We start from the raw sequence: 22,341 nt of genomic DNA, 5'->3' as shown, positions 1-22,341 counted from the left end.
AGGCTCCGGCCGTCGGCCGTCGGCCGTCGGCGGTCGTGCCGGTGGTGGTCAGGACCGCCCTCCTCGGCGGCTCCCCCGCAGCCGCTCGACGACGCCCGCGGCCGCGTCCCGGGCCTCCCTCGCCGAGCCGGCGGCCCCCTCGGCCTCGGCGCGGGCCTCCTCCGCCTCCGCGAGGTCCTCCTCGACCTCCTCGGCGCTCGTCTCGAGCTCGGCCAGCCGGCGGCGTACCTCGTCGAGCTCGGCCGCGACCTGGAGCTCGCGGGCCCGGAGGTCGTCGACCGCGCTGGCGACGATGGCCAGCGACTCCTCGGCCGCCGCGACCTCCGCGTCGGCCTCCGCGAGCCGCTCCTGCGCCGCGGCCAGCGCCTTGGCGTCCGCGTCCGGGTCGGGTACGACGCGCAGCTCGGGCCGGGCGGCGGGCTCGGCCGCCCGGGGCTTGGCGGTGAAACCGAGCGCGGCGGGCAGCGCGACCGACTTGGTCAGGTCCACCTCGTCGACGCCGGTCGCGGCGAGCGGCGCGACCAGCAGGCCGCTGCGGACCGCGGCGGCGCAGTCGGCGTCGACCATCGCCGCGGTCAGCGTGGCCTCGACCTGGTCGGCGACCGCCTCGGTCACCCGGACGCCCGCGTCCCGGGCCACCGCCCGGGCCGTGGTCGTGACCGCGGCGGTGAGCTGGCGGCGCTGCCGGGTCAGCGCCCGCAGGTCGTCGGCCGACATCGTCGCCTGGGCCTCGCGCAGCGCGGCCCCGAGCGCGAGCACCTGCTCGACCTGCTCGCTCTCCCGCCGCACCAGCAGGTTCACCACCCACGCGGCCGTCGACGGCTTGCGCAGCTTGCGGACCGGGGCGGCGAGGTCGGTGCCCTTGAGCTCCTTGGCCCGGGCGTCCCGGGCCGGTGTGAACTCCCCGAGCCCGAGCCCGTAGACCTCCTCGGCGATCTTGAGGATCCCGGCGGGATCCTCAGTCGGCATCGAGGCCCCGCTCGATCGCCCACCGGGTGAGCTCGACGCGGTTGTGCATCTGCAGCTTGCGCAGGGTGTTCTGCACGTGGTTCTGGACCGTGCGGTGCGAGAGCACCAGCCGCTCGGCGATCTGTCGGTAGCCCAGCCCCTTGGCCACCATCTTCAGCACCTCGGTCTCGCGCGGGGTCAGCTCCGGGTGGTTCGGCTCGCCGCCCGGCTCCCCCAGGCGCCGGTACTCGCCGAGCACCAGGCCCGCCAGCCCAGGGGTGAACACGGTGTCCCCGGCCGCGACCCGGCGTACGGCCGCGACCAGCTCGGCCCGCGACGCGGACTTCACCAGGTAGCCGGTCGCGCCGGCCTTGACCGCCTCCAGGACGTCGGCCTGCTCCCCGGACGCGGAGAGGATCAGCACCCGGGCGGCCGGGTCCTGGCGCAGCACCTCGGCGGTCACCGCGACGCCGTTCGGCTCCGGGATCTGCAGGTCCAGCACCAGCACCTCGGGGCGTACGGCGGGAAAGCGGGCCAGCGCCTGGCGCCCGTCCGCGGCGACCCCGACCACGTCGAAGCCGGCCTCGGCGAGGTCCCGCTCGACCGCGTCGCGCCACATCGGGTGGTCGTCGACCACCATCACCCGGATCCGCGGCTCGTCCATGGCGGGACCCTAGGGCATGTCCTCGACCGGCCGCCGGTAGCGACCGCGGCGGTGCTCCAGCGGCTGCGCCTCCTCACCGACGACGACCTCCTCGATCGTGCAGGTCAGCAGGGTGGACCAGCCGGTGGGCCGCGCCGACTCCAGGCGTACGCCGGTCCAGGTGCTGGCCGTGGCGAGCCGGGGCCCCCAGGGGGTCTGCTCGAACTCCGCCTGCCGGAACAGCCCGCCGGGCGCGGGAGCCGTCCCGGCGAACATCTCGGCCAGGTCCCGGTCCGGCCAGGAGAGCAGCTGGACCACCGCGGCGCCGGTGCGCTCGACGGCCTCGGCGAGGTCGGAGTCCGGGTCGACCAGCCCCAGGAGCCGGGCCGGCTCGCCGTTCGCCACCATCACCGAGCTCAGCGTGAGCCCCGCCCGGCCCGCGCCCTCCCCGGCGGTCCACAGCGACACCGCGCCGCCGAGCCGGCCGCGCAGCCGGCGCACCGGGTCGTCGTCGGTGGGGAACGGGTGCCCGGCGTGGATGGTCACGGCCGCGAGCCTACGCAGCCGGCGCCCCGGGGCACCGTGAGCTCCCACTCGGTCCCGAAGGGCCCGGTGCTGAGCTCGGCCGTCCCGCCGAGGTCGGCGATCCGGCCCCGGATCGAGCCGGACACGCCGAGGCGCCCCTCGGCCTGGGCCTGCTCGAGGCGGCCGGGCCGGATGCCGGGTCCCTCGTCGCGGACCGCGACCGCGATCCGGTCGCCGACGGCCTCGAGCAGCACCCACGCCGGCGCCTGGGGGCCGACGTGGACCGCGACGTTGTCCAGGCAGGCCCGGACCACGGCGACCAGCTCGGTCGCGACGGGCTCGGCGACCTCGACGACGGTGCCCGGCCCGGCCACGGTGACGGTGGCCGACTCCAGGGCGCCGAGCGCCGCCGCGAGGTCCACCACACCGCCGGGCGTCTCGGGGTCGACGGCGTCCTGGGCCCGGATCAGCCGGCGCAGCGACGCCTCCTGCTCCCCCGCCAGCCGGCCCAGCTCGGCGGCCTCGCCGCCGAGCTCGCTGCCGCGCCGCTGCACCAGCGAGAGCACCTGGAGCACGCCGTCGTGGACGGCCCGGCCCAGCCGGGCCCGCTCGGTCGCCGCGGCCGCCGCCCGCTCGGCCCGGTCCCGCTCGACGGCCATGGCCCGCAGCGAGGAGGCCATGAAGCCGACGATCGGGCCGCCGATCAGGATCAGGAAGACGTTGCCGTACTGGGCCTGGCTGATCCCGTCGCGGATCAGCAGGTCGGTGGCCCCCAGGCAGACGCTGGCCGCCAGCCCGCCGAGCACGCCGTACTGGACCGCCCAGGCGAACAGCGCCGCGGCGACCCAGAACCCCGGGACCGTGGCGTTGAACCCGTCGCCCTTGAGCAGCGGCGAGGAGGCCATCGCGGCGACTGCGACCGCGAGGTCGGCGACCAGGAGCCACCGGGTCCGCCGGGCGGGGTCGGCGTAGGCGTAGGTGGCGAACGCCGTCCAGCCCACCATCGCGGCCACCACGAGCGCCCCGGCGAGCGGGCGCTGGAAGTTCTCGGCCCGGTAGAGGTTCATCGCGACCGCGTTGAGCAGCACGACGATGCGCAGCACGGCCAGGGCTGCGAAGAGCCGGTCGCCGACGGTCGCCCCGGGGCGGCGCCAGTCGACCGGAGGAGTCAGGATGCCTTCTTCTGCTCGCCGGGCTCGCCGGGCTTGCGGGGCTGGTCGACCCCGTCCCCCGAGCCGTCCGCGGCCGCCTCGGCCTTGCGGGCCGCCCGGGCGTCCTCCTTAGCCTGGCCTGCGTAGACGTCGACGTACTCCTGGCCGGAGAGCCGCATGATCTCGTACATGATCTCGTCGGTGATCGAGCGCAGGATGTAGCGGTCGTTCTCCATGCCCTCGTAGCGGGAGAAGTCCAGCGGCTTGCCGAACTTCACCAGCGGCTGGTGGAAGCGGCCGAACTTCTTGCCGGGCGGGGCCACGACGTCGGTGCCGATCACCGCGACCGGGATCACCGGGGCGCCGGACTCGAGCGCGAGCCGCGCCACGCCGGTCTTGCCGCGGTAGAGCCGCCCGTCGTGGGAGCGGGTGCCCTCGGGGTAGATGCCGAACAGGTGGCCCTCGTCGAGGATCCGCTTGGCCGCGCTGAGCGCGCCCTCGGCCGCCGAGCCGCTGGTCCGGTCGATCGGCACCTGGCCGGAGCCGCCGAAGAAGCCGCGCTGCAGCCAGCCCTTGACGCCCTTGCCGGTGAAGTACTCCGCCTTCGCCACGAACGTGACCCGGCGCGGCAGGCGCAGCGGCATGAACAGCCAGTCGGCGTACGAGAGGTGGTTGCTGGCCAGGATCGCCGGCCCTTCGGCGGGGACGTTCTCGGCACCCTCGAGCCGGGGCCGGAAGACGAGCTTGAGCCAGGGGCCCAGCGCCACCCACTTCAGGAACCAGTACAACACCGCAGCACCCTCTCCGAACACGACCGAGTCACCGGAACTCTAGACCTACAGTGCACCCATGACGGCACCCATGACGATCCATCCGCTGGCCGCCCCGCTCTCGGTACCCGCGCAGCCCGACCTGACCGGAGGCCGGCGCGTCGGCGTGCTGCTCAGCCACGGCTTCACCGGGCAGCCGGCCTCGATCAAGCCCTGGGGCGAGCACCTCGCCGGCCTGGGGTACGCCGTGGAGGTGCCGCGGCTGCCCGGGCACGGCACCAGCTGGCGGGAGATGAACGCCACCACCTGGGAGGACTGGTACGGCGAGCTGGCGCGGGTCTTCGACGGGCTGTGCCTGGACAACGACGCAGTGGTCGTCGGCGGCCTGTCGATGGGCGGGGCGCTCGCCCTGCGGCTGGCCGCCGAGCATCCCGACCGGGTCGCCGGGGTGGTCGTGGTGAACCCGGCGGTGGCCACTCGGCGCCGCGACATCAAGCTGCTGCCGGTGCTCAAGCACCTGCTGCCCTCGATGCCCGGGATCGTCAACGACATCGCGCTCGAGGGCGCCGACGAGCACGGCTACCCCCGCACCCCGCTCAAGGCCGCGCACTCGATGGTCCGCGCCTGGCCGGACCTGGTGGCCGCGCTGCCGCGGGTGACCGCGCCGCTGCTCTACCTGCGCTCGACCGTCGACAACGTCGTCGACGACCTCTCCGAGCCGCTGATCACCGGCTCGGTCTCCTCCACCGACGTCGAGGTCGTGCGCCTGGCGCGGAGCTTCCACGTGGCCACGCTCGACCACGACGCGCCCCGGATCCACGAGGAGAGCGCCCGGTTCCTGGCGCGGGTGCCCGCCCACCCGGACGGGTTGCCGCGCGACGCCGTCCCGGGCACCAGCAACTAGGCTCGTCCTGTGCCGCGCGAGGAGGACGACGAGGCCTGGAAGGCCATCGTCGAGAACTACGGGGACCGCCCCGCGATCGACCCGACCCCGCAGCCCGAGCCCGAGCCGCCGGAGCCGTTCGCGGCGTACCTGGAGGGCCCCGCCGAGGAGCCCGCGGAGGCGTTCGTTCCGCCCGAGCCGCTCCCGGTCCCCCGGCCGAGCCGGGACCGGCTGCTGGCCTGGCTCGGGGTCTTCGGGGCACCGGCGGTGCTGCTGGTCTGCCTGGTCCTCGGCATCGACCTGCCGCGGCTGCTCTCCTACGCGCTGGTCGTCGGGTTCGTGGGCGGCTTCCTCTACCTGGTCTGGAGGATGCCCGGCGGCCCGCGCGACCCCTGGGACGACGGCGCCCAGGTCTGACCCGGCCCAGGCGACCCAGCTCAGTCGACCCAGCTCAGGCGACCCAGCTCAGTCGACCCGGCTCAGGCGGCCCGGGCCGCCGCGGCGCGGGACAGGTCGGCGGCGCCGACCACGCCGGCCTCGGGGCCGAACCGGGCCCGCACCAGCCGCGGAACCTCGCGCTGGGCCGCGCCGACCAGGCTGCTGCCCAGGGCTTCGCGGGCCGGGCCGAGCAGAAGCTCGCCGGCGGCGGAGACCCCGCCGCCGACCACGACCAGCTCGGGGTCGAAGGCCGCGACGAGGTTGGCCACGCCGACCCCCAGCCAGTGCCCGACCGACGCGAACGCGGCCAGCGCCACGGGGTCGCCCGCCTCGGCGGCGCGGGAGACCATCGGCCCCACGACCCGGTCCGGGTCGGCGCCGCACAGGTCCCGCAGGACGCCCGGCCCGGAGCCGAGGTGGGCGCGCGCGTGCCGGACCAGCGCGTTGCCGCTGGCGTACTGCTCCCAGCAGCCCCGGCGGCCGCACTCGCAGGGCTGTCCGTCCGGCACCACCTGCATGTGCCCGAACTCCCCGGCCATCCCGTTGCGTCCGCGGTGCATCGCGCCGGCCAGCACCACCGCGCCGCCGATGCCGGTGCCCATCGTGACCACCAGCGCGTCGGTCGCGGCCCGCGCGACCCCGAAGCGCAGCTCCGCACGCGCGGCGCAGTTCGCGTCGTTGTCCAGCGCGACCGGGTGGCCCCACAGCTCCTCCAGCCGGGCCCGCACCGGTTCGCCCGCCCAGGGCAGGTGCGGTGCGAACATCACCCGCTCGCCGGCGGCGTCGACGAAGCCGGCGGCCGCCAGGCCGACGCCGGCGACCGGGCGCCCGCCCGCGACCTCGCGGACCGCGTCGGTCAGCGCCTGCTCGACCAGCGCCACCTCGACGCGCCGTCCCGGCGTGGACCGGCGCGCCGTACGACGCACGGTGCCGTCCGCGTCGACCTCGGCGGCGAGCACCTTGGTCCCGCCGACGTCCACGCCGATGTGCAGCGCCGTCGTGGGCGGTGCCGGGTGCCGGTCCGTCACGGCTACCGCCGGGCGAGGTCGGCGGCGCCGATGAGCCCCGCCCGGTTGCCGAGGGTCGCCCGGCGGATCTCCAGGGCGGGCCGGTAGCCGCGCCCGGTCAGCTGCTCGCCGAACGCCCTGCGCACCGGGTCCAGCAGCAGGTCGCCGGCCTCGCTGACGCCGCCGCCGAGCACTGTCACCGCCGGGTCGACCACGGCCGCCAGGGAGGCGATCGCCTCGCCGAGCCAGGTGCCGATCTCGGCGAACCGATCCCGGGCGAACGGGTCGCCGGCCCGGGCCGCCTCGTGCACCATCGGGCCGGTGATCAGCTCCGGGTCTCCCCCGGCCAGCTCGAGCACCGGGCGCGCCGCCGGGTCCCCGTCGCGGGCCCGCTCGCGGGCGTCGCGCACCAGCGCCGAGCCGCTGGCGTACTGCTCCAGGCAGCCGAGGTTGCCGCAGCCGCACAGCCGGCCGTTCGGGACCAGGCGCAGGTGCCCGATCTCCGCGCCGACCCCGAAGGCGCCGCGGTACAGCTCGCCGTCGAGCACCAGGCCGCCGCCGACGCCGGTGCCGATCGTGAGCATCAGCAGGTCGTCGATGTCGTGCGCGGCGCCGTAGCGGAACTCGCCCCACGCCGCGGCGTTGGCGTCGTTCTCGATCACGAACGGCAGGTCGACGCGCTCCTCGAGCTCGGCCTTCAGGTCGACGTCGCGCCAGGCGATGTTGGGCGCGAACAGCACCCGGGCCCGGTCCTTGTCGATGTAGCCGGCCGCCCCGACGCCCACCGCGGAGATCTCGTGGCGGGTCCGCAGGGTGCGCACCAGGTCGGTGATCGCGTCCTCGATGGCCTCGACGTCGGTGGCCGGCGACTCCACGCGCAGCTCCTCGACGACGGTGCCGTCCTCGTCGACGACGCCACCGAGGATCTTGGTGCCGCCCACGTCGACCCCGCAGGCCAGGCTCATGCGTCCGCCCCCGGCTCGTCGTTCTGGTCCGGCTCGTCGAGGTCGATCTTCTCCACCTTGGAGGCCCTGGGGGGATTGCCGGTCCCGCGGCCGGAACCCGGGGCGGGGTCCGCGACAGTGGTGGCCAGCAGCCCCGCGGCGGCCTGGAGCAGCGACGAGGCAGCTGTCGCGAGGTGCGCGCGGACCTCCGGGCTGGTCCGGCGTACGACGTGCGCGGCGCGGCACACCGGGCACCAGGCGCAGTCCTCGCCCGCCCCGGTCCCCTCGGGCCCGGTCCCCTCCGGCCCGGCACCGTCGGGTCCCGGCCGCGCCAGGTGCTCCTGGGCCTGCCCGACCCGGCCGGCGGCCTGCGCGAACAGCCCGGACAGGCCGGAGCCGAGACCGGCCTGCTGCTGACCGGCGGCGTCGGCGAGCGCGCCGAACAGCTTGGCCGCCTCCTCGGCGACGCTGCCGACCGGCTCCTCGGCGTGCCCGTCCTCCGGGCGGTTCTGCGACCCGCTCACTGCTGCTCCTCACGTCCGTCCCCGGCGAACCGTACTTGGAGCTCCCCCGCGACCACCCCCGCGCCCGCCACCGAGAGCCGGGCCAGCCCGGCCGGCAGCGTCAGCAGCCGACGGTGCGCACCCAGGGTGACGACCAGCTCGTCGCCGGCGCGGGCGACGTCGACGTCGGCCCGCTCGACCAGCGGCAGGGCGAGGTGCAGGGTCGCCCCCGACCCGCCGCGGGTGATCCGGAACGGACCGGCGCCGGCGGGCGGCGCCAGCGGGTCCGCCCCGGCGTACAGCTGGGCGGCCATCGTGCTCAGCGCCTCGAGGCCGACCGGCTCCTCGGGCCGGTAGACCGAGCGCCAGACCGGCAGCCCGACGAACGACTCCTCGACCTGGGCCAGCACGGTGGCCTGGGCCCGCACCCAGCCCGCGCGCCAGTCGTCGGCGTCCTCGGCCGGGAAGACCCGGTTCGCGACGACGCCGTCCACGCGGTAGCCGTACAGCGACAGGTTCGTCCAGGAGCGCCGGGCCTCGGCCAGCACCACCTGCTCGGGGGTGAGCACCAGCCGCACGCTCGCCCCGGGGCCGGTCAGCAGCGCGCGGACCTCGTCGAGCTCGGCGTGCAGGCGCTCCACGGCGTCGAAGAACGTGTCCCCGGGCATCGGCACGCCGACCGAGCGCGACAGCACCGGGCGCAGCGCCTTGACGATCCGCCGTTCGGCCGGCAGCACCCGCTGCATGTACCAGCCCAGGGCCTCGGGGAGCGCGAGCAGCCGCAGCGTCTCCGCGGTGGGCGCGCAGTCCACGACGACCACGTCCCACTCCCCGGAGAGCACCCGCAGCCGCAGCTCGAGCAGGGCCAGCACCTCCTCGGCGCCGGGCAGCACCGTCAGCTCCTCGGCCGCCACGGCGTCGACGCCCACGGTGTCGAGGACCGAGAGCAGGTAGCCCTGGATGTCGGCCCAGGACTCTTGGAAGCGCCGCTGGGCGTCGACCTGCTGCACGAACAGCAGCGGCGCCACCTCGGTCGGCTCCGGCCCCACCGGCACCCCGAACGCGTCCGCGAGCGAGTGCGCGGCGTCGGTGGAGAGCACGAGCGTGCGCTGTCCCAGGGCCGCGGCCAGGGCCGCGGTCCCGGCCGAGACCGTGGACTTGCCGACGCCGCCCTTGCCGGTGAACAGCAGGATCCGCACGCTGGTCAGCGACCCGTCAGCCGAGCGACTCGACGCGCTTCTTCAGGCCCTTCAGGGCGGTGTCGATGAGGATCTTCTCGCCCTTGCGCTTGAGCATGCCGATCAGCGGGATCGAGACGTCGAGGACCAGCCGGTAGGTCACCTCGGTGGTGCCGTCGCCGAGGTCGCGCAGCACGTAGGCGCCGTCGAGGGCGCGCATCATCTTGCCCTCCACCAGCGTCCAGGTGACCTCGTCGGTGCCGTCCCACTCGTAGGCCAGCGTGTACTCGTCCTTGATCGGCGCGACGTCGAGGACGAAGGAGACCTGCTCGGCCCAGCCGTCCTCGTGCTCGGAGAGCACCTCGACGCGCTGCATCCCCTTGGCCCACTCCGGGTACGCCGGGAAGTCGCCGATCACGGCCATCACGTCGGCCGGTGCGGCCTCGATGACGATCGAGGACGTGGTCTGCTCGGCCATGGACTGCCCCCTCGGGCTCGGGCGTGCGGGCGGGTGGTCAACGGCTGGGAGCGTACCGGATGCGAAGGCCACCCGAACCCGGCGGTAACCTGCAGGAAATGTGTCCGTTCCGGACCGTAACAGGAGGAAAGACGTGCGGGAGTTCTCCAGCCCGGTGACCATCGAGGTGCCGACGACCGGCAACCTGACCGACGACGTGGTGACGAACGCCCGGGAGGCCGGTCAGTACGTCGCGTTCAGCCGCCAGGGCCCCGAGGGATGGCAGGACGTCACCGCGGCCGAGTTCCTCGCCGAGGTCAGCGCCGTGGCCAAGGGCCTGGTGGCGGCCGGCATCGAGGTCGGCGACCGGGTCGCCCTGATCTCGAAGACCCGCTACGAGTGGACGCTGCTCGACTACGCGATCTGGTTCGCCGGCGCGGTGTCGGTGCCGATCTACGAGACCTCCTCGGCCTCCCAGATCGCCTGGATCCTCAAGGACTCCGGCGCCCGCGGCGTGGTCGCCGAGACCGCCGACCACGTGGCCCGGGTCGCCGACGCCCGCAGCGAGCTCCCCGAGCTCAACCACGTCTGGTCGATCGGCGACAACGCCATCGACGTCCTGTCCCGGCTGGGCGAGGACATCTCGGACGACGACCTGGAGAAGCGGCGCACCGCGGCCGGTCCCCAGGACCTCGCGACGCTGATCTACACCTCCGGCACCACCGGGCGGCCCAAGGGCTGCATGCTCACGCACGCCAACTTCATGGTCGAGCTGGGCGTCGCCGTCGACGAGCTCGAGGTGATCTTCAAGGGCAAGGACGCCGCCACGCTGCTGTTCCTGCCGCTGGCCCACGTGTTCGCGCGGATCCTCCAGATCGGCGCGATCAAGGCCCGGGCGCGGATCGGGCACACCCCCGACACCAAGAACCTGCTGCCGGACCTGCAGAGCTTCAAGCCGACGTTCATCCTCGCCGTCCCGCGGGTCTTCGAGAAGGTGTTCAACACCGCCTCGCAGAACGCCGCGGCCGACGGCAAGGGCAAGATCTTCGACCGCGCCGCCGCCGTCGCGATCGCCTACTCCAAGTCCCTCGACGAGGGCCGCGTCCCGCTCGGCACCCGCCTGCAGCACGCGGTGTTCTCGAAGCTGGTCTACGGCAAGCTGCTGACCGCCCTCGGCGGCCAGTGCGAGTACGCGATCTCCGGCGGCGCCGCGCTCGGCGAGCGGCTGGGGCACTTCTACCGCGGCATCGGCCTGACCGTGCTGGAGGGCTACGGCCTCACCGAGAGCACCGCCGCCCTGTCGGCGAACATGCCCGGCGCCATCAAGATGGGCACGGTCGGCCGACCGTTCCCCGGTGCCGCGGTCCGGGTCGCCGGGGACGGCGAGCTGCTCTTCAAGGGCGGCCAGGTCTTCCGCGGCTACTGGGCCAACGACCCGGCGACCGCCGAGGCGTTCGACGAGGACGGCTGGTTCTGCACCGGCGACCTCGGCGAGGTCGACGACGAGGGCTTCATCAAGGTCACCGGGCGCAAGAAGGAGATCATCGTGACCGCTGGCGGCAAGAACGTCGCCCCCGCGGTCCTCGAGGACCGCCTGCGCGCCGCAGCCCTGGTCAGCCAGTGCATGGTCGTCGGCGACGGCCGCCCGTTCGTGGGCGCGCTGGTCACGATCGACCCCGAGGTCTTCCCGGTCTGGGCCCAGCAGCACGGGAAGTCCCCCGACATCGCGGCGAGCCTCACCGACCCGGACCTGCACGCGGCGGTCCAGCTCGCTGTCGACGAGGCCAACGAGGCCGTCTCCAAGGCCGAGTCGATCCGCAAGTTCCGGATCCTCGCCGAGGACTGGACCGAGGAGGACGGACTGCTGACCCCGAGCCTGAAGCTCAAGCGGCACGTGGTCCTCGCCCAGTTCCGCGACGAGGTGGACGCGCTCTACAGCTGACCGGTCACGGCCGGCCGCTCCCGACCGGGGCGGCCGGCCGGCTACCGGTCCAGCCGCTCGGCGACCCGCTGGGCCAGCGCGATCCGGTCCAGCCCGGTCGGGTGGCTGCCGAACCAGAACTGCGACCACGCGTACGGCGTGGGGTCGGCCAGGGAGCGCAGCATCAGCTGACGCTGCATCTCCACGAAGGCGGCGGGGTCGCCGGTCGTCTCGAGCGCGTCGACGTCGGCGCGGGTCTCGATCTGGCGGCTGACCGTGTTCTCGACCGGGCTGGCCAGCAGCGAGCCGACCGCGAACAGCGCGAGCAGGACCGGGACCACCGCAGGGTCGGCCATCGACCAGGTCCGGCCGCCCCGGCGCCCACCGAGGGCGAGCACCACGGCGAGCAGCCCCACGGCCAGCCCGCCGCCGAGCGCTCCGAGAACCGAGCCGACCAGCACGTCGTCGTGGCGGGCGTGGGCCAGCTCGTGGGCCACCACCGACAGCGCCTGCTCCGGGGGCAGGTCCTCGACCAGGTTGTCGTAGACGACCACGCGCCGGGTGCCGCCGAAGCCGGACACGTAGGCGTTGAGCGTCGTCGTACGCCGCGAGGCGTCCGCGACGAGCACCTCGTCGACCTCGACGCCCTCCTTGTCGGCCAGGTCCAGGATCTCGGTGCGCAGCGACCCCGCCGGCAGGGTCTCGAAGGAGCTGAACAGCGGCTCGACGAGCACCGGATAGGCGAAGGACCCGGCCAGCACCAGCGCGGCCACCAGGGAGCCGGCGACCGCCGGCCACCACCGCCGCCACCGGCGCGCGCAGGCCATCACCACGAGCACTGCGAGCGAGGTCACCACGATGTCGAGCGCCTCGCCCTTGAGCAGGTCCAGGGCGTAGCCGGCCCAGGACTGGGTGGAGAGCCCGTACCCCCGGAGGTGCTGGCGGTGGGCCAGCCCGAGCGGCAGCGTGACCAGGCGCCCTGCGACGGTGAGGACCGCGACGGCCTGCACGACCCGCAGCCACCACGGCCCGCGCTGGAACCGGGCGACGACGGCTCGGCCGCGCCGGCTGAACCCGAACCAGCACGCGAGGAGGGTCGAGACCGCGAGAGAGCTCCAGCTCCAGACCCGGGCCCACCGGGAGAACTCCTCGGCACGCTCGACCTGCCCGGCCGTGAAGACGCTGAGCGGGTCCGGCGGCACCAGCGGCCCCCCGGGCACCGGGTCCCACGGGACCAGGAGCGCACCGAGGACGACCAGCGCCGTGCCCGCGACCAGGGTCACCCCCAGGCCGACCCGCAGCGCCGCGCCGGACGCCGGGTTTGGGCTCGGGTCCGGGCTCGCGGCGCCGGTCATGACGCCACCTCGCGCAGCCGGTCGCGCCAGGCCGCCACCAGGTCCGCCTCGGACCAGCCGAACAGGTCCGTCAGCGCCTCGCCCAGGGGCTCGCCCCGATCCGCGCGCTCGTAGAGCTCGACCAGCGCGTCCTCGCCGCCCCGCTCGACCAGCACCGTGCAGGCCAGCCAGGCGCTCTCGTAGACGGCGCCGAGGTGCGGCCCGCCGACGTCGAACTCCGCGGCCCCGGGAAGCGCCGCGGGCGGGCCGTCGCGGCGTACCTGGCGGATCACCTGGGCGGCCGTGCGGCGCAGCGGCAGGTCGACGTCGCGCAGCGCGACGTGGTCGGCGAAGCCCTCGAGCAGCCACAGCGGCACCGGGCTGGTCGCCCCTCCGGTCGCCAGGTGGGTGACCTCGTGGCTCATCACCACCCGGGCGCCGACCGCTCCGAGCGAGGCGAACTCCTCGGGGTTGGCCAGCACGTGGACCGGCGCGTCGTCGTCGACCGAGCCGTCGACGGTGGTCGTGACCGCCGCGATCGCGGCGTAGGTGCCGGGCTCCGCGGCGAGGGCCCGGTCCAGCTCCGCCGCGGAGCGGGGCACCTCGAGGACGAGGGCCGGACGCCAGCGCGACAGGACCGCCGACACGACCGGGACCGCCTCCAGCGCGAGCCGCTCGAACCGCCGGGCGACCGGCGCCCCGCCCGCGGCCAGCACCAGCGTCTGCGGGGTACGCCGGACGGCGACCGGCCCCGCGAGCCACAGCGGCGTGCGGTGGGCGCCGCCGCCGATCGTCGTGATCCGCACCTCCCCATCGTCCTGCACGAACCCGAACCGGACCTCGGCGGAGGCGGGGGTCGCGTCCATCCCGGCGAAGCGCCAGGTGGTGGCGACGCTGGCGGTCCAGGCGCCGGCCCGGGTGGGCCCGGCATCGGCGTCGACGTAGCGCAGCGAGAAGTCCGCCAGCCGCAGCTCGGCGGCGTTGGCGACGACCGCCGTCAGCAGCGAGCCGGCGTCGGCATCGCCGGCGAGCGCCGCGGCCGCGTCGGGGTCGCGCTCGCGCACCGCCTCCTGCAGCGCCCGGACCGCACCGGCGGCGCCGGCGGCGCCGGCGGCTTCCGGGCGCGGGGCGCGTCCGGGCGGCGCGGTGGCGACGTACGGGTCGTCGGTGAGGACCAGCCAGGCGACGACCCCCGCGAGGAGCGCCAGGAACGCCGAAAGGCCGGCCACCCACCAACGGGGGCGACCGGCCTTCGTGGTCGGTGCGTCAGCCAGGGCGGACGGCGCCGACGTACGGCATGGAGTGCAGCGCGCCGGTCACGACACCGGTGCCGGGGTTCGCGGCGTGCACGATCATCCCGTTGCCGATGTACATGCCCACGTGGCTGATCGGGCTGTAGTAGAAGACCAGGTCGCCGGGCTGCAGGTCGGACTCCGCGACCCGAGCGCCGGAGGAGAACTGGGCGCTGGAGGAGTGCGGCAGCGACACGCCGGCCTGCGCCCAGGCCATCATCGTGAGGCCGGAGCAGTCGAAGGCGCTGGGCCCGGCCGCACCGTAGACGTAGGCGTCGCCGACCTGGGCCATGGCGTACTGGATCGCCGCGCCGGCCCGGCCGGAGGCCGCGGGGGCCTTGACCTCCGTGGGCGTCCGAGTGGTGCCGCGGGACAGGATCGACTCGCGCTCCTCCGCCTTGAGCCGGTCCAGGAGGCCCTCGGCCTCCTCCTTCTTCTTCTCGATGGCGGCCTGCTCGGCGGCCATCTGCTCCTCGGTGGCGCTGACCTGGGCGACGCGCTTCTCGGTGGCCTCGCGACGGATGTCGAGGGCCTCCAGCTCGGTGCCGTAGGTGCCGAGCAGCTCGCCCTGCAGGTCGTTGTAGGCCGACATGGTGGTCAGCTGCTCGAGGAAGGACCCGGGGTCGTCGGAGACGAGCACCTGGCCCGCCGCCGAGACACCCTGCCCGGTGTACTGGGAGACGATCGAGTCGGCGACGTCCTCGCGCACCGAGGCCAGCTCGCTGCCCTGGCGGCGCTCGTCGGCGCGCAGCGCCTTGAGGTCGCGCTCGAGGTCGGCGAGCTCCAGGCGGGCGTCGTTGTAACGCTCCGAGGCCTGCTCGGCCTGGTGGAAGAGCCGGTCCACCTGGGCCTGCACGTCGTCGATGTCCGGCTCGGCCTGGGCCGGGGAGGAGGGGACGATTCCGATGGTTCCCGCGAGCGCGAGCCCGGCGAGGCCAGTGACGATTCGCTTTCGGCCATTCAGCACGTGCGAGCGGTCTCCTTGGTGTCGTACGCCTGCCGGGTGAGCTGACGGATTCGGGCACGACCTGCCCTACGCCCGCTCCTCGGCGACACCTGCGTGCCGCCGCCTTGCGGGAGATTCACCCCAGAAAAGAGTTGGTTCCCCGGCTCCCGGGCCACCCGGAGGCGACTCGGAACTCAGCGCGGCGCCCGCGCGGACCGGCTGGTCCACTCCCACGAGCACCTGAGCCAGTCACGATAGTCGCGCCGGTCGCCGCCCGCCAAACCTCTGGCACATTCGGTGCAGAAGTTCTGCGCCGGGGTCTCAGGCGGACTCGACCTGGGGCGGGTCGAGCTGCTGGACCAGGCGCAGCGGCGGCACCAGGCCACCGGACGCGAGCACCTCCAGGGCGCGCCGCTCGTCGTCATCGAAGGTGAGCTCCGGGGGCGGCCCCAGCAGCACCGTCACCACGCAGTCGTGGCAGGCCAGACCCCGCACCACGCAGCTGTCGCAGTCGATTCTCGTCGTCATGGCGGGAACGCTCGCACCGGCCACCGACATCGGCGCCCGCGACGGGCCGGTCCGGCGTGTCGCCCGCAGTTCCGCCCGCGGTTCCGCCCGCAGCTCCGCCCGCACGCCGCAGGAACTCAGCCGGTGCGGGTGAGCAGCTCGACCAGCGTCTGCGCCGGTACGCCGCGGGCGCCGGCGCGCACGACGTCCTCGACGACCGCCCGGTCGCTGGTGACCACCACGGTGGCCCGCCCCGGCGGCTCGGCGGCCACCAGGTCGCGGATCACGTCGTCGGCGATCACGCCCGGCGGGCTGAAGAGCACCTTGACCCCGCGCGGCGCGGCCACCACGGGCCGGACGCTGGCGGCGGCGGCGTCGAAGACGACGGTGGTCTCGGCACCGCTGCGCGCCACCACGGGCGCCAGCGAGTTGAGCAGCCGGATCCGCTGGGCCTCGAGGGAGGACTCGGGCCACGCGGTCTTGCTCACGTTGTAGCCGTCGACCACCAGCCGGGCCCGCGGCATCGAGAGCAGCTGCTCCAGCATCGCCGGGCTCAGCCGGCCCGCGACGCCGGCGGCCGCCGGGCCGCACGTCGCGGCGACCGCGGCCTCGACCCGGTCCCCCGGCGCGCCGGTGAGCGGCGGCAGCCCGAGCTCGCGCTGCAGGCCGGCCGCCGCCTCCAGGACCGTGTCGAGCAGCACCCGGGCACGCAGGCCGGCCTCCTCCCGCTCCACGCGCCGCCCGGCGCGGTCCGCGCTGCGGGCAGCCGCCAGCTCGCCCTCCAGCTGCGCGACCTGGCCGCGCAGCCGGCGCAGCTCCTTGTCCTGGGTCGCCGCGAGCGCCTCGGCGGCGGCCCGGGCGCCCTGCGCCTCGCGCAGCGCGTCCTCGTCACCGGCGCGGGCGGTGCGCGACTCCCCCAGCTTGCGCCGCAGCGTCGCGACCTCCGCCTTGTACTCCTCGACCGCGGCCCGGTGCGCGGCCCGCTGCTCCCGGGTGGCCTGCTCGACCTGCTCGAGCCGGTGGCGCAGCCGCTCCACCTCGTCCCCGGCGCGCAGGTCCTCGGGGACGGGGAGCTCCTCGACCACCTCGGCGAGCCGGTCCTCCCAGCCGGCCGGCCGGAGCAGCCAGAGGCGGACCGCCTCGTCGACCGGGTCCGGGTCGGGCTCCGCGGCGGCCGCGGTCCCCAGCTGCACCGACGCCCGGTCCCGGAAGTCGTCGTCGGCCAGGGCCGCGAGGATCGCCCCGGCCCCGAGCCGGGCCCGCCGGGCCGGCGCGAACGACGCCACCCGGCGCAGGGCGGGCGGCAGCCGCGGGACGTCGGGCAGCGCTGCGGCCACCCGCGCGACCAGGCGGGACCGGACGGGCGCGGGCAGCGCCTCGACGCGCTCGAGGCGCGTGCGGGCGGGGTCTCCGGCACTCGTGGTCACGCCTCCACCCTAGGCCGCGCCCGCGGTGGGCCCGGGTCACGTTCCGCGCGTGCCTGCCGGGAGATGTCGGTGCGCCGCTCTACCTTCGCCCCATGAGCAGTGCCGCCAGTGCCCTCGGGGGGCGCCGCACCCAGTGGGAGTCCCAGCGCAGCTTCGACGAGCTCGGCCGGCCGCTGCGCGACGTCACGTTCTGCGTGGTCGACCTGGAGACGACCGGCGGCTCGGCCGCGGGCGGCTCGATGATCACCGAGATCGGCGCGGTCAAGGTGCGCGGCGGCGAGGTCCTCGGCGAGTTCCAGACCCTGGTCAATCCGCACACCGCCATCCCACCGTTCATCGCGGTGCTCACCGGCATCAGCAACACGATGGTCGCCGACGCCCCGAGCATCGAGTCCGCGCTCCCCGCGTTCCTGGAGTTCGCCGCCGGCTGCGTGCTGGTCGCCCACAACGCGCCGTTCGACGTCGGGTTCCTCAAGCACTTCGCCGCTGCCCAGGAGCGGCCGTGGCCGGCCTTCGAGGTCGTCGACACCGCCCGGCTGGCCCGGCGGGTGCTGACCCGCGACGACACCCCCAACTGCAAGCTCGCCACGCTGGCCCGGGTCTTCGGGGCCGCCACGACGCCCAACCACCGCGCGCTCGCCGACGCCCGCGCGACCGTCGACGTGCTGCACGGCCTCACCGAGCGTTTGGGCGGGCTGGGCGTGCACACGCTGGAGGAGCTGCAGACCTTCTCCTCCCGGGTCAGCACCGCCCAGCGCCGCAAGCGGCACCTCGCCGAGGCGCTCCCCCACGCGCCGGGTGTCTACCTCTTCCGAGACGACGGCGACCGGGTGCTCTACGTCGGCACGTCCCGCGACCTGCGCACCCGCGTCCGGTCCTACTTCACCGCCTCGGAGACCCGGTCCCGGATGGGCGAGATGGTGGGGCTGGCGACGTCGGTGACCGGCATCGAGTGCGCGACCACCCTGGAGGCGCAGGTCCGCGAGCTCCGGCTGATCGCCGAGCACCAGCCGCGCTACAACCGGCGCTCGCGCAACCAGGCCAAGGTGACCTTCCTCAAGCTCACCCGCGAGACCTGGCCGCGCCTGTCCCTGGTCAAGCGGGTCCTCGACGACGAGGCCGACTACCTCGGCCCGTTCTCCTCGCGCCGGACCGCCGAGAAGTGCCTGGCCGCGCTGCACGAGACCTTCCCGATCCGCCAGTGCTCCGGCCGGCTGCCCCGGCTGCCCTCGCGGGCGCCGTGCGTCCTCGCCGAGCTGGACCGGTGCCTCTCACCGTGCGACGGCAGCGTCGACGAGACCGCCTACGGCTCGGTCGTGCGGCAGCTCCGCGACGCGCTCGTACGTCGCCCCGACGCGGTCGTCGAGGCGATCAACCAGCGGATGTCCACCCTCGCCGCCGACGAGCGCTTCGAGGAGGCCGGCGCCCACCGCGACCGGCTGGCGGCGTTCGTGCGCGCCGCGTCCCGGACCCAGCGGCTCTCCGCGCTCTCCCGCTGCCCGGAGGTGGTCGCGACCCGCCGCGAGGACGACGGCCGCTGGGCGGTGCACGTGGTCCGGCACGGCCGACTCGCCGCGGCCGGGGTGATCCCGCTCGGCGCCGACGCCCACCAGTACGTCGCCCAGCTCCGGGCCACCGCGGAGACCGTCGCCGACGCACCGGGCCCGGTCCCCGCCGCGAGCGCCGAGGAGACCGAGCAGGTGCTGCGCTGGCTGGAGGCGCCGGGCATCCGCCTGGTCGACATCGACGGCGAGTGGGTCTGCCCGGTGGCCGGGGCCACCCGCCACCTCGCCCTGCACGACGCGGTCGCGCAGTCCCGGCGCGACCTGGTGCCGTTCGACGAGCGCCGGGAGCTCACGCCGGTGCACCGTCCGGTGCGGTGACCGGCAGAGCGCGCCGACCGGTGCGCTGACCGGCAGAGCGCACCGTCCGGTGCGCTGAGCGGCCCGCGATACCGTCGCCCCATGATCACCGCCATCGTGTTCGTCAAGGCCGACGTCGCTCGGATCCCCCAGGTCGCCGAGGAGATCGCTGCGCTCGCGGGCGTCAGCGAGGTCTACTCCGTGACCGGCCAGATCGACCTGATCGCGATGGTCCGGGTGCGCGACCACGACGACGTCGCGTCGGTCGTGGCCGACCGGCTGAACAAGGTGCCCGGCGTCACCGCCACCGAGACCCACATCGCGTTCCGGGCCTACTCGCGCCACGACCTCGAGGCCGCGTTCTCGCTCGGGCTCGACTGACCCGCGTGCCCGGGCGGCCGGGCCCGGCTCAGGAGGCCTGCGAGGCCGCCACCCACCGGTCCAGGACCGCGCGGGCGGCGCCGGAGTCGATAGCGGTCCGGGCGCGCTCGATGCCGGCGGCCAGGGCGACCTCGGGCTCCTCGCCGGGCGCGTCGTAGACCGCGAGCGCCGCGCCGGCGTTGAGCAGCACGGCGTCGCGCACGGCGCCGTCCTCGCCGTCCAGCAGGCGCCGGACGACGCCGGCGTTGTGCCGGGCGTCGCCGCCGCGCAGCGCCTCCAGCGGGGCCCGGTCCAGGCCGAGGTCCCGAGGGTCGACCGAGAACGTCGTGACCGCGCCGTCCCGGACCCGCCACACCGAGGACGTGGTCGAGAGCGTGAGCTCGTCGAGCCCGTCGTCACCGCGGAACACCCAGGCGTCGGTGCCGCGGGAGGCGAGCACGCCCGCCATCTGCGGGGCCATCGCGGCGTCGGCACAGCCGACCGCCTGCACCTGGGGGCGGGCCGGGTTGGCCAGCGGGCCGAGCAGGTTGAACGTGGTCGCGATGCCGAGCTCCCGGCGCGGGGCCGCTGCGTGCCGCATCGCGGGATGGAAGGCCGCCGCGAAGCAGAACGTGATGCCGACCTCCTCGACGATCGCGGCGACCCGCGAGGCGGGTAGGTCCAGGCGGATGCCGAGCTCCTCCAGCACGTCGGCCGAGCCGGACTTCGAGGACGCCGAGCGCGAGCCCTGCTTGACCACGCGCGCCCCGGCCCCGGCCGCGACCACCGCCGACATCGAGGAGATGTTCACCGAGAACGAGCGGTCGCCCCCGGTGCCGACGATGTCGAGGAGCCGGCCCGGTACGTCGAACGGCGTCGCCGCGGCGTACATCGCGTCGACCAGCCCGGTGATCTCGGCGATCGTCTCGCCCTTCGCCCGCAGCGCGACCGCGAAGCCGGCCACCTGCGCGGGACTGGCGGCGCCGGCGAGGATCTCCCCCATCGCCCAGGCGGTCTGGTCGCCGTCCAGGTCAGCTCCGGCCACGAGCGCTCCGAGCACCTCCGGCCAGCTGGACCCGGGCGCGGACGTTCCGCTCACGCGCTCCTCGCTCAAGACACGGCCGGGACGCGCTCGCGCAGCAGCGCGACCACTGTCTCGGCGAGCTGGACGGGGTCGATCGGGTGCGGGACCGCGGCCTCCGCACGCGACCAGGTCGCCAGCCAGGCGTCCTGGGGCCGTCCGGTCAGCACCAGCACCGGCGGGCACTGGTAGATCTCGTCCTTGAGCTGCTTGGCGATGCCCATGCCGCCGGCCGGGACCGCCTCCCCGTCGAGGATGGCTAGGTCGATGACGCCGGCGTCCATGTTCGCGAGGACGACCGGCTCGGTCGCCACCTCGACGTACTCGACCTCGGGAAGGTCCGGGTGCGGACGCCGCCCCAGGGCGAGGATCACCTGCTGGCGGGTGTTCACGTCGTCGCTGTAGACGAGCACCTTCAACGGAGCGGTCTTCGAGTCGGTCACGGTCGCGATGCTAACGCCTCGACTCCTCGGGCGGAGCGGCCGTCGCCGCTCGGGCAGCCCGCGCCTCCAGGAGGTCCAGACGGCGGTCCTCCCGCTTGGCCTCCTTCATCGACGAACGCACCCACTGGACGAAGAGCACCCCGAAGAAGGCCAGCGCGATCAGGTCCCCGGAGCCCCACAGGATCCCGCCGGCCAGGTGCTGGTCGTCGATGGCGGGCGGCAGCCAGGACGCCATCGGGCCCTCGCGCAGCTCCTGGTAGTGCTCGGCGCCGATCAGCTCCTCTTGGCCCATGATCGTGACGCCGAGGAACGCGTGGAACGGCAGCGTCAGCGCGACCAGCAGCATCCGGGCCGGGTAGCCGACGCGGCCCGGGACCGGGTCCACGCCCATCAGCGGCCAGAAGAACAGCGCACCGACGAGCACGAGGTGCAGGTGCATCATCTCGTGGACGTACGTCGAGGCCAGGGAGGCGTCGTACCAGCCGGTGAAGTACAGCGCCCACGGCGAGATGACGTAGAGCACGAAGGCCAGCGGCGGGAACGACAGCACGCGGGCGAACCGCGAGTGCACGACGGCGAGCAGCCAGCGCCGCGGCGTACCGGGCAGCGTGCGCAGCGCGAGGGTCACCGGCGCGCCCAGCGCGAGCGCCAGCGGGACCAGCATCGAGAGCACCATGTGCTGGACCATGTGCACGCTGAGCAGCGTCGTGTCGTAGGCGCCGAGGCCCGAGGCCGTCGCGACGTAGAACGAGCCCATGCCGACGACCACGAACGCGATCGTGCGACCGATCGGCCAGTGGTCCCCGCGCCGGCGCATCTGGGCCACGCCGAGCAGGTAGAGACCCGCCACCCAGACCGTCACCACGAACGAGAACGGGGCCAGGGACCACTCGCTGAAGAACGACTCCAGCGTGAACCGGGGCAGTACCTCCGCATCGCCGGCAGCGCCGGCGGAGATGGTGGTCAGGAGGGAGAACGTGGGGCTGGAGGACACCCGATGAAGTCTAGAACTCGCCTGGGAGGGGACCCGGGGTGGCCATGACAACCAGCCGCGACATAATGCTCTGGTGGCCACAGCAGCTTCCATCCCGGCATCCCGACTTCACGGGCACCACGACCGTCCGAGCATGGTCAGCGTGGGGACGATCATCTGGCTCTCGAGCGAGTTGATGTTCTTCGCGGCACTGTTCGCGTCGTACTTCACGATCCGATCGGTCGGTCCCGACCTGTGGGACCAGAACACGGTGCTGCTGAACGTGCCGTTCGCCTCGATCAACACCACGATCCTGGTGCTCTCCTCGGTGGCCTGCCAGCTCGGCGTCTTCGCCGCCGAGCGCGGCCAGGTCGGACGCACCGGCTCGATCTTCAAGGTCAAGGGCTGGGGTCTGCGGGAGTGGTTCATCCTGACCTACCTCATGGGTGCGGTCTTCGTGGCCGGCCAGGCGGTCGAGTACGCCGTTCTCGTCCAGGAGAACGTCACGATCCAGGCCTCCGGCTACGGCACGATGTTCTACCTCACCACCGGCTTCCACGGGATCCACGTGATCGGCGGTCTGATCGCGTTCCTCTTCGTCCTCGGGCGCACCTACATGGCCCGCCGCTTCACCCACGAGCAGGCCGTCAGCGCCATCGTCGTCTCCTACTACTGGCACTTCGTCGACGTCGTCTGGATCGGCCTGTTCGCGACGATCTACCTCATCAAGTAGCCAGCCCGCCCCCCG

Annotated in this window: 24 protein-coding genes and 1 riboswitch; of the genes, 6 read left to right on the top strand and 18 right to left on the bottom strand. The window is 74.6% G+C overall.

What is annotated here, in order from left to right; genetic code table 11:
* Positions 1-48: 48 nt before the first annotated feature.
* From EBO35_RS07565 to EBO35_RS07545, 5 genes are read right to left on the bottom strand one after another with little or no spacing between them, the layout of a single operon-like run.
* Entirely contained in the window at positions 49-969 is a 921-nt protein-coding gene (locus tag EBO35_RS07565; RefSeq protein ID WP_122817175.1) for a hypothetical protein, read from the bottom strand.
* Positions 959-1,612: a response regulator gene (locus EBO35_RS07560; protein ID WP_122817174.1), complete on the bottom strand. Its 654-nt coding sequence runs from the start codon at positions 1,610-1,612 to the stop codon at positions 959-961. Before EBO35_RS07560 ends, EBO35_RS07565 begins: the two co-directional genes overlap by 11 nt.
* 9 nt (positions 1,613-1,621) lie before the next feature.
* Complete coding sequence (locus tag EBO35_RS07555) at positions 1,622-2,137, bottom strand: flavin reductase family protein (protein ID WP_122817173.1); 516 nt, start codon at positions 2,135-2,137, stop codon at positions 1,622-1,624.
* Positions 2,134-3,288, bottom strand: coding sequence for a MacS family sensor histidine kinase (gene macS, locus EBO35_RS07550; RefSeq protein ID WP_206422782.1), 1,155 nt, complete (start codon positions 3,286-3,288; stop codon positions 2,134-2,136). The genes EBO35_RS07555 and macS overlap by 4 nt, the downstream gene beginning before the upstream one ends.
* The gene (locus tag EBO35_RS07545) at positions 3,285-4,058 is read right to left on the bottom strand and encodes a lysophospholipid acyltransferase family protein (protein ID WP_122817171.1); all 774 of its coding nucleotides are present in this window, start codon (positions 4,056-4,058) and stop codon (positions 3,285-3,287) included. The genes macS and EBO35_RS07545 overlap by 4 nt, the downstream gene beginning before the upstream one ends.
* 58 nt (positions 4,059-4,116) lie before the next feature.
* Between EBO35_RS07545 and EBO35_RS07540 the strand changes: the two genes are divergently transcribed.
* Both EBO35_RS07540 and EBO35_RS07535 read left to right on the top strand, forming a co-directional pair.
* The gene (locus EBO35_RS07540; protein ID WP_241153909.1) at positions 4,117-4,941 is read left to right on the top strand and encodes an alpha/beta hydrolase; all 825 of its coding nucleotides are present in this window, start codon (positions 4,117-4,119) and stop codon (positions 4,939-4,941) included.
* 9 nt (positions 4,942-4,950) lie between these two features.
* The gene (locus tag EBO35_RS07535) at positions 4,951-5,337 is read left to right on the top strand and encodes a hypothetical protein (RefSeq protein WP_122817170.1); all 387 of its coding nucleotides are present in this window, start codon (positions 4,951-4,953) and stop codon (positions 5,335-5,337) included.
* Positions 5,338-5,399: 62 nt separating this feature from the next.
* Here the strand turns inward: EBO35_RS07535 and EBO35_RS07530 are convergent, their stop codons facing one another.
* Genes EBO35_RS07530 through EBO35_RS07510 form a run of 5 tightly spaced genes read right to left on the bottom strand, consistent with a single transcriptional unit; the run spans position 5,400 to position 9,468 of the window.
* Positions 5,400-6,386, bottom strand: a complete 987-nt coding sequence (locus EBO35_RS07530; RefSeq protein ID WP_122817169.1) for an ROK family protein — start codon at positions 6,384-6,386, stop codon at positions 5,400-5,402.
* A gap of 2 nt (positions 6,387-6,388) precedes the next feature.
* On the bottom strand, positions 6,389-7,330 hold the full coding sequence (locus EBO35_RS07525) for an ROK family glucokinase (protein ID WP_122817168.1): 942 nt from the start codon (positions 7,328-7,330) through the stop codon (positions 6,389-6,391).
* The gene (locus tag EBO35_RS07520; protein ID WP_122817167.1) at positions 7,327-7,833 is read right to left on the bottom strand and encodes a hypothetical protein; all 507 of its coding nucleotides are present in this window, start codon (positions 7,831-7,833) and stop codon (positions 7,327-7,329) included. The genes EBO35_RS07525 and EBO35_RS07520 overlap by 4 nt, the downstream gene beginning before the upstream one ends.
* Positions 7,830-9,011, bottom strand: a complete 1,182-nt coding sequence (locus EBO35_RS07515; protein WP_122817166.1) for an ArsA family ATPase — start codon at positions 9,009-9,011, stop codon at positions 7,830-7,832. Before EBO35_RS07515 ends, EBO35_RS07520 begins: the two co-directional genes overlap by 4 nt.
* Positions 9,012-9,027: 16 nt before the next feature.
* Complete coding sequence (locus EBO35_RS07510; RefSeq protein WP_122817165.1) at positions 9,028-9,468, bottom strand: SRPBCC family protein; 441 nt, start codon at positions 9,466-9,468, stop codon at positions 9,028-9,030.
* Between the two features lie 133 nt (positions 9,469-9,601).
* Between EBO35_RS07510 and EBO35_RS07505 the strand changes: the two genes are divergently transcribed.
* The gene (locus EBO35_RS07505) at positions 9,602-11,389 is read left to right on the top strand and encodes an AMP-dependent synthetase/ligase (RefSeq protein WP_122817164.1); all 1,788 of its coding nucleotides are present in this window, start codon (positions 9,602-9,604) and stop codon (positions 11,387-11,389) included.
* Between the two features lie 41 nt (positions 11,390-11,430).
* Here the strand turns inward: EBO35_RS07505 and EBO35_RS07500 are convergent, their stop codons facing one another.
* The 5 genes from EBO35_RS07500 to EBO35_RS07480 form a co-directional block, all read right to left on the bottom strand.
* Positions 11,431-12,723, bottom strand: a complete 1,293-nt coding sequence (locus tag EBO35_RS07500) for a M48 family metallopeptidase (RefSeq protein ID WP_122817163.1) — start codon at positions 12,721-12,723, stop codon at positions 11,431-11,433.
* Complete coding sequence (locus tag EBO35_RS07495; protein ID WP_122817162.1) at positions 12,720-13,931, bottom strand: hypothetical protein; 1,212 nt, start codon at positions 13,929-13,931, stop codon at positions 12,720-12,722. Before EBO35_RS07495 ends, EBO35_RS07500 begins: the two co-directional genes overlap by 4 nt.
* A 37-nt stretch (positions 13,932-13,968) precedes the next feature.
* On the bottom strand, positions 13,969-14,961 hold the full coding sequence (locus EBO35_RS07490; RefSeq protein WP_122817161.1) for a C40 family peptidase: 993 nt from the start codon (positions 14,959-14,961) through the stop codon (positions 13,969-13,971).
* 11 nt (positions 14,962-14,972) lie between these two features.
* A riboswitch (cyclic di-AMP (ydaO/yuaA leader) is annotated at positions 14,973-15,135 on the bottom strand.
* 126 nt (positions 15,136-15,261) lie between these two features.
* Complete coding sequence (locus EBO35_RS07485; RefSeq protein WP_122817160.1) at positions 15,262-15,468, bottom strand: hypothetical protein; 207 nt, start codon at positions 15,466-15,468, stop codon at positions 15,262-15,264.
* A 116-nt stretch (positions 15,469-15,584) separates the two neighbouring features.
* Positions 15,585-16,874 carry an NYN domain-containing protein gene (locus tag EBO35_RS07480; RefSeq protein ID WP_122817159.1) on the bottom strand — a complete coding sequence of 430 codons (1,290 nt, stop codon included), beginning with the start codon at positions 16,872-16,874 and terminating at the stop codon, positions 15,585-15,587.
* Between the two features lie 92 nt (positions 16,875-16,966).
* Between EBO35_RS07480 and EBO35_RS07475 the strand changes: the two genes are divergently transcribed.
* The gene (locus EBO35_RS07475; protein WP_122817158.1) at positions 16,967-18,757 is read left to right on the top strand and encodes a DEDD exonuclease domain-containing protein; all 1,791 of its coding nucleotides are present in this window, start codon (positions 16,967-16,969) and stop codon (positions 18,755-18,757) included.
* A gap of 81 nt (positions 18,758-18,838) precedes the next feature.
* Positions 18,839-19,117 (top strand): Lrp/AsnC family transcriptional regulator, encoded by a 279-nt coding sequence (locus tag EBO35_RS07470; protein ID WP_122817157.1) that lies wholly within the window; start codon positions 18,839-18,841, stop codon positions 19,115-19,117.
* Positions 19,118-19,145: 28 nt separating this feature from the next.
* Here EBO35_RS07470 and trpD read toward each other — a convergent pair whose 3' ends face one another.
* From trpD to EBO35_RS07455, 3 genes are read right to left on the bottom strand one after another with little or no spacing between them, the layout of a single operon-like run.
* Positions 19,146-20,195: an anthranilate phosphoribosyltransferase gene (gene trpD / locus EBO35_RS07465; protein WP_206422706.1), complete on the bottom strand. Its 1,050-nt coding sequence runs from the start codon at positions 20,193-20,195 to the stop codon at positions 19,146-19,148.
* Between the two features lie 11 nt (positions 20,196-20,206).
* Positions 20,207-20,620, bottom strand: coding sequence for an Rv3143 family two-component system response regulator (locus EBO35_RS07460; protein WP_206422705.1), 414 nt, complete (start codon positions 20,618-20,620; stop codon positions 20,207-20,209).
* A gap of 10 nt (positions 20,621-20,630) precedes the next feature.
* Positions 20,631-21,614 (bottom strand): cytochrome c oxidase assembly protein, encoded by a 984-nt coding sequence (locus EBO35_RS07455; protein WP_241153908.1) that lies wholly within the window; start codon positions 21,612-21,614, stop codon positions 20,631-20,633.
* Between the two features lie 73 nt (positions 21,615-21,687).
* On the opposite strand from EBO35_RS07455, the gene ctaE reads away from it, so the two are divergent.
* On the top strand, positions 21,688-22,326 hold the full coding sequence (gene ctaE / locus EBO35_RS07450) for an aa3-type cytochrome oxidase subunit III (RefSeq protein ID WP_122817153.1): 639 nt from the start codon (positions 21,688-21,690) through the stop codon (positions 22,324-22,326).
* Positions 22,327-22,341 lie beyond the last annotated feature (15 nt).

Source organism: Nocardioides pantholopis (genome assembly GCF_003710085.1).
Classification (GTDB): Bacteria; Actinomycetota; Actinomycetes; order Propionibacteriales; family Nocardioidaceae; genus Nocardioides; species Nocardioides pantholopis.
This window is presented reverse-complemented; position numbering and strand designations above follow the sequence as displayed.

Bases quoted from the DNA above. Each gene is read 5' to 3' on its own strand.
- EBO35_RS07565 (WP_122817175.1), bottom strand. From the start codon at position 969: ATGCCGACTGAGGATCCCGCCGGGATCCTCAAGATCGCCGAGGAGGTC.
- EBO35_RS07560 (WP_122817174.1), bottom strand. From the start codon at position 1,612: ATGGACGAGCCGCGGATCCGGGTGATGGTGGTCGACGACCACCCGATG.
- EBO35_RS07540 (WP_241153909.1), top strand. From the start codon at position 4,117: ATGACGGCACCCATGACGATCCATCCGCTGGCCGCCCCGCTCTCGGTA.
- EBO35_RS07525 (WP_122817168.1), bottom strand. From the start codon at position 7,330: ATGAGCCTGGCCTGCGGGGTCGACGTGGGCGGCACCAAGATCCTCGGT.
- EBO35_RS07510 (WP_122817165.1), bottom strand. From the start codon at position 9,468: ATGGCCGAGCAGACCACGTCCTCGATCGTCATCGAGGCCGCACCGGCC.
- EBO35_RS07500 (WP_122817163.1), bottom strand. From the start codon at position 12,723: ATGACCGGCGCCGCGAGCCCGGACCCGAGCCCAAACCCGGCGTCCGGC.
- EBO35_RS07485 (WP_122817160.1), bottom strand. From the start codon at position 15,468: ATGACGACGAGAATCGACTGCGACAGCTGCGTGGTGCGGGGTCTGGCC.
- EBO35_RS07475 (WP_122817158.1), top strand. From the start codon at position 16,967: ATGAGCAGTGCCGCCAGTGCCCTCGGGGGGCGCCGCACCCAGTGGGAG.
- EBO35_RS07470 (WP_122817157.1), top strand. From the start codon at position 18,839: ATGATCACCGCCATCGTGTTCGTCAAGGCCGACGTCGCTCGGATCCCC.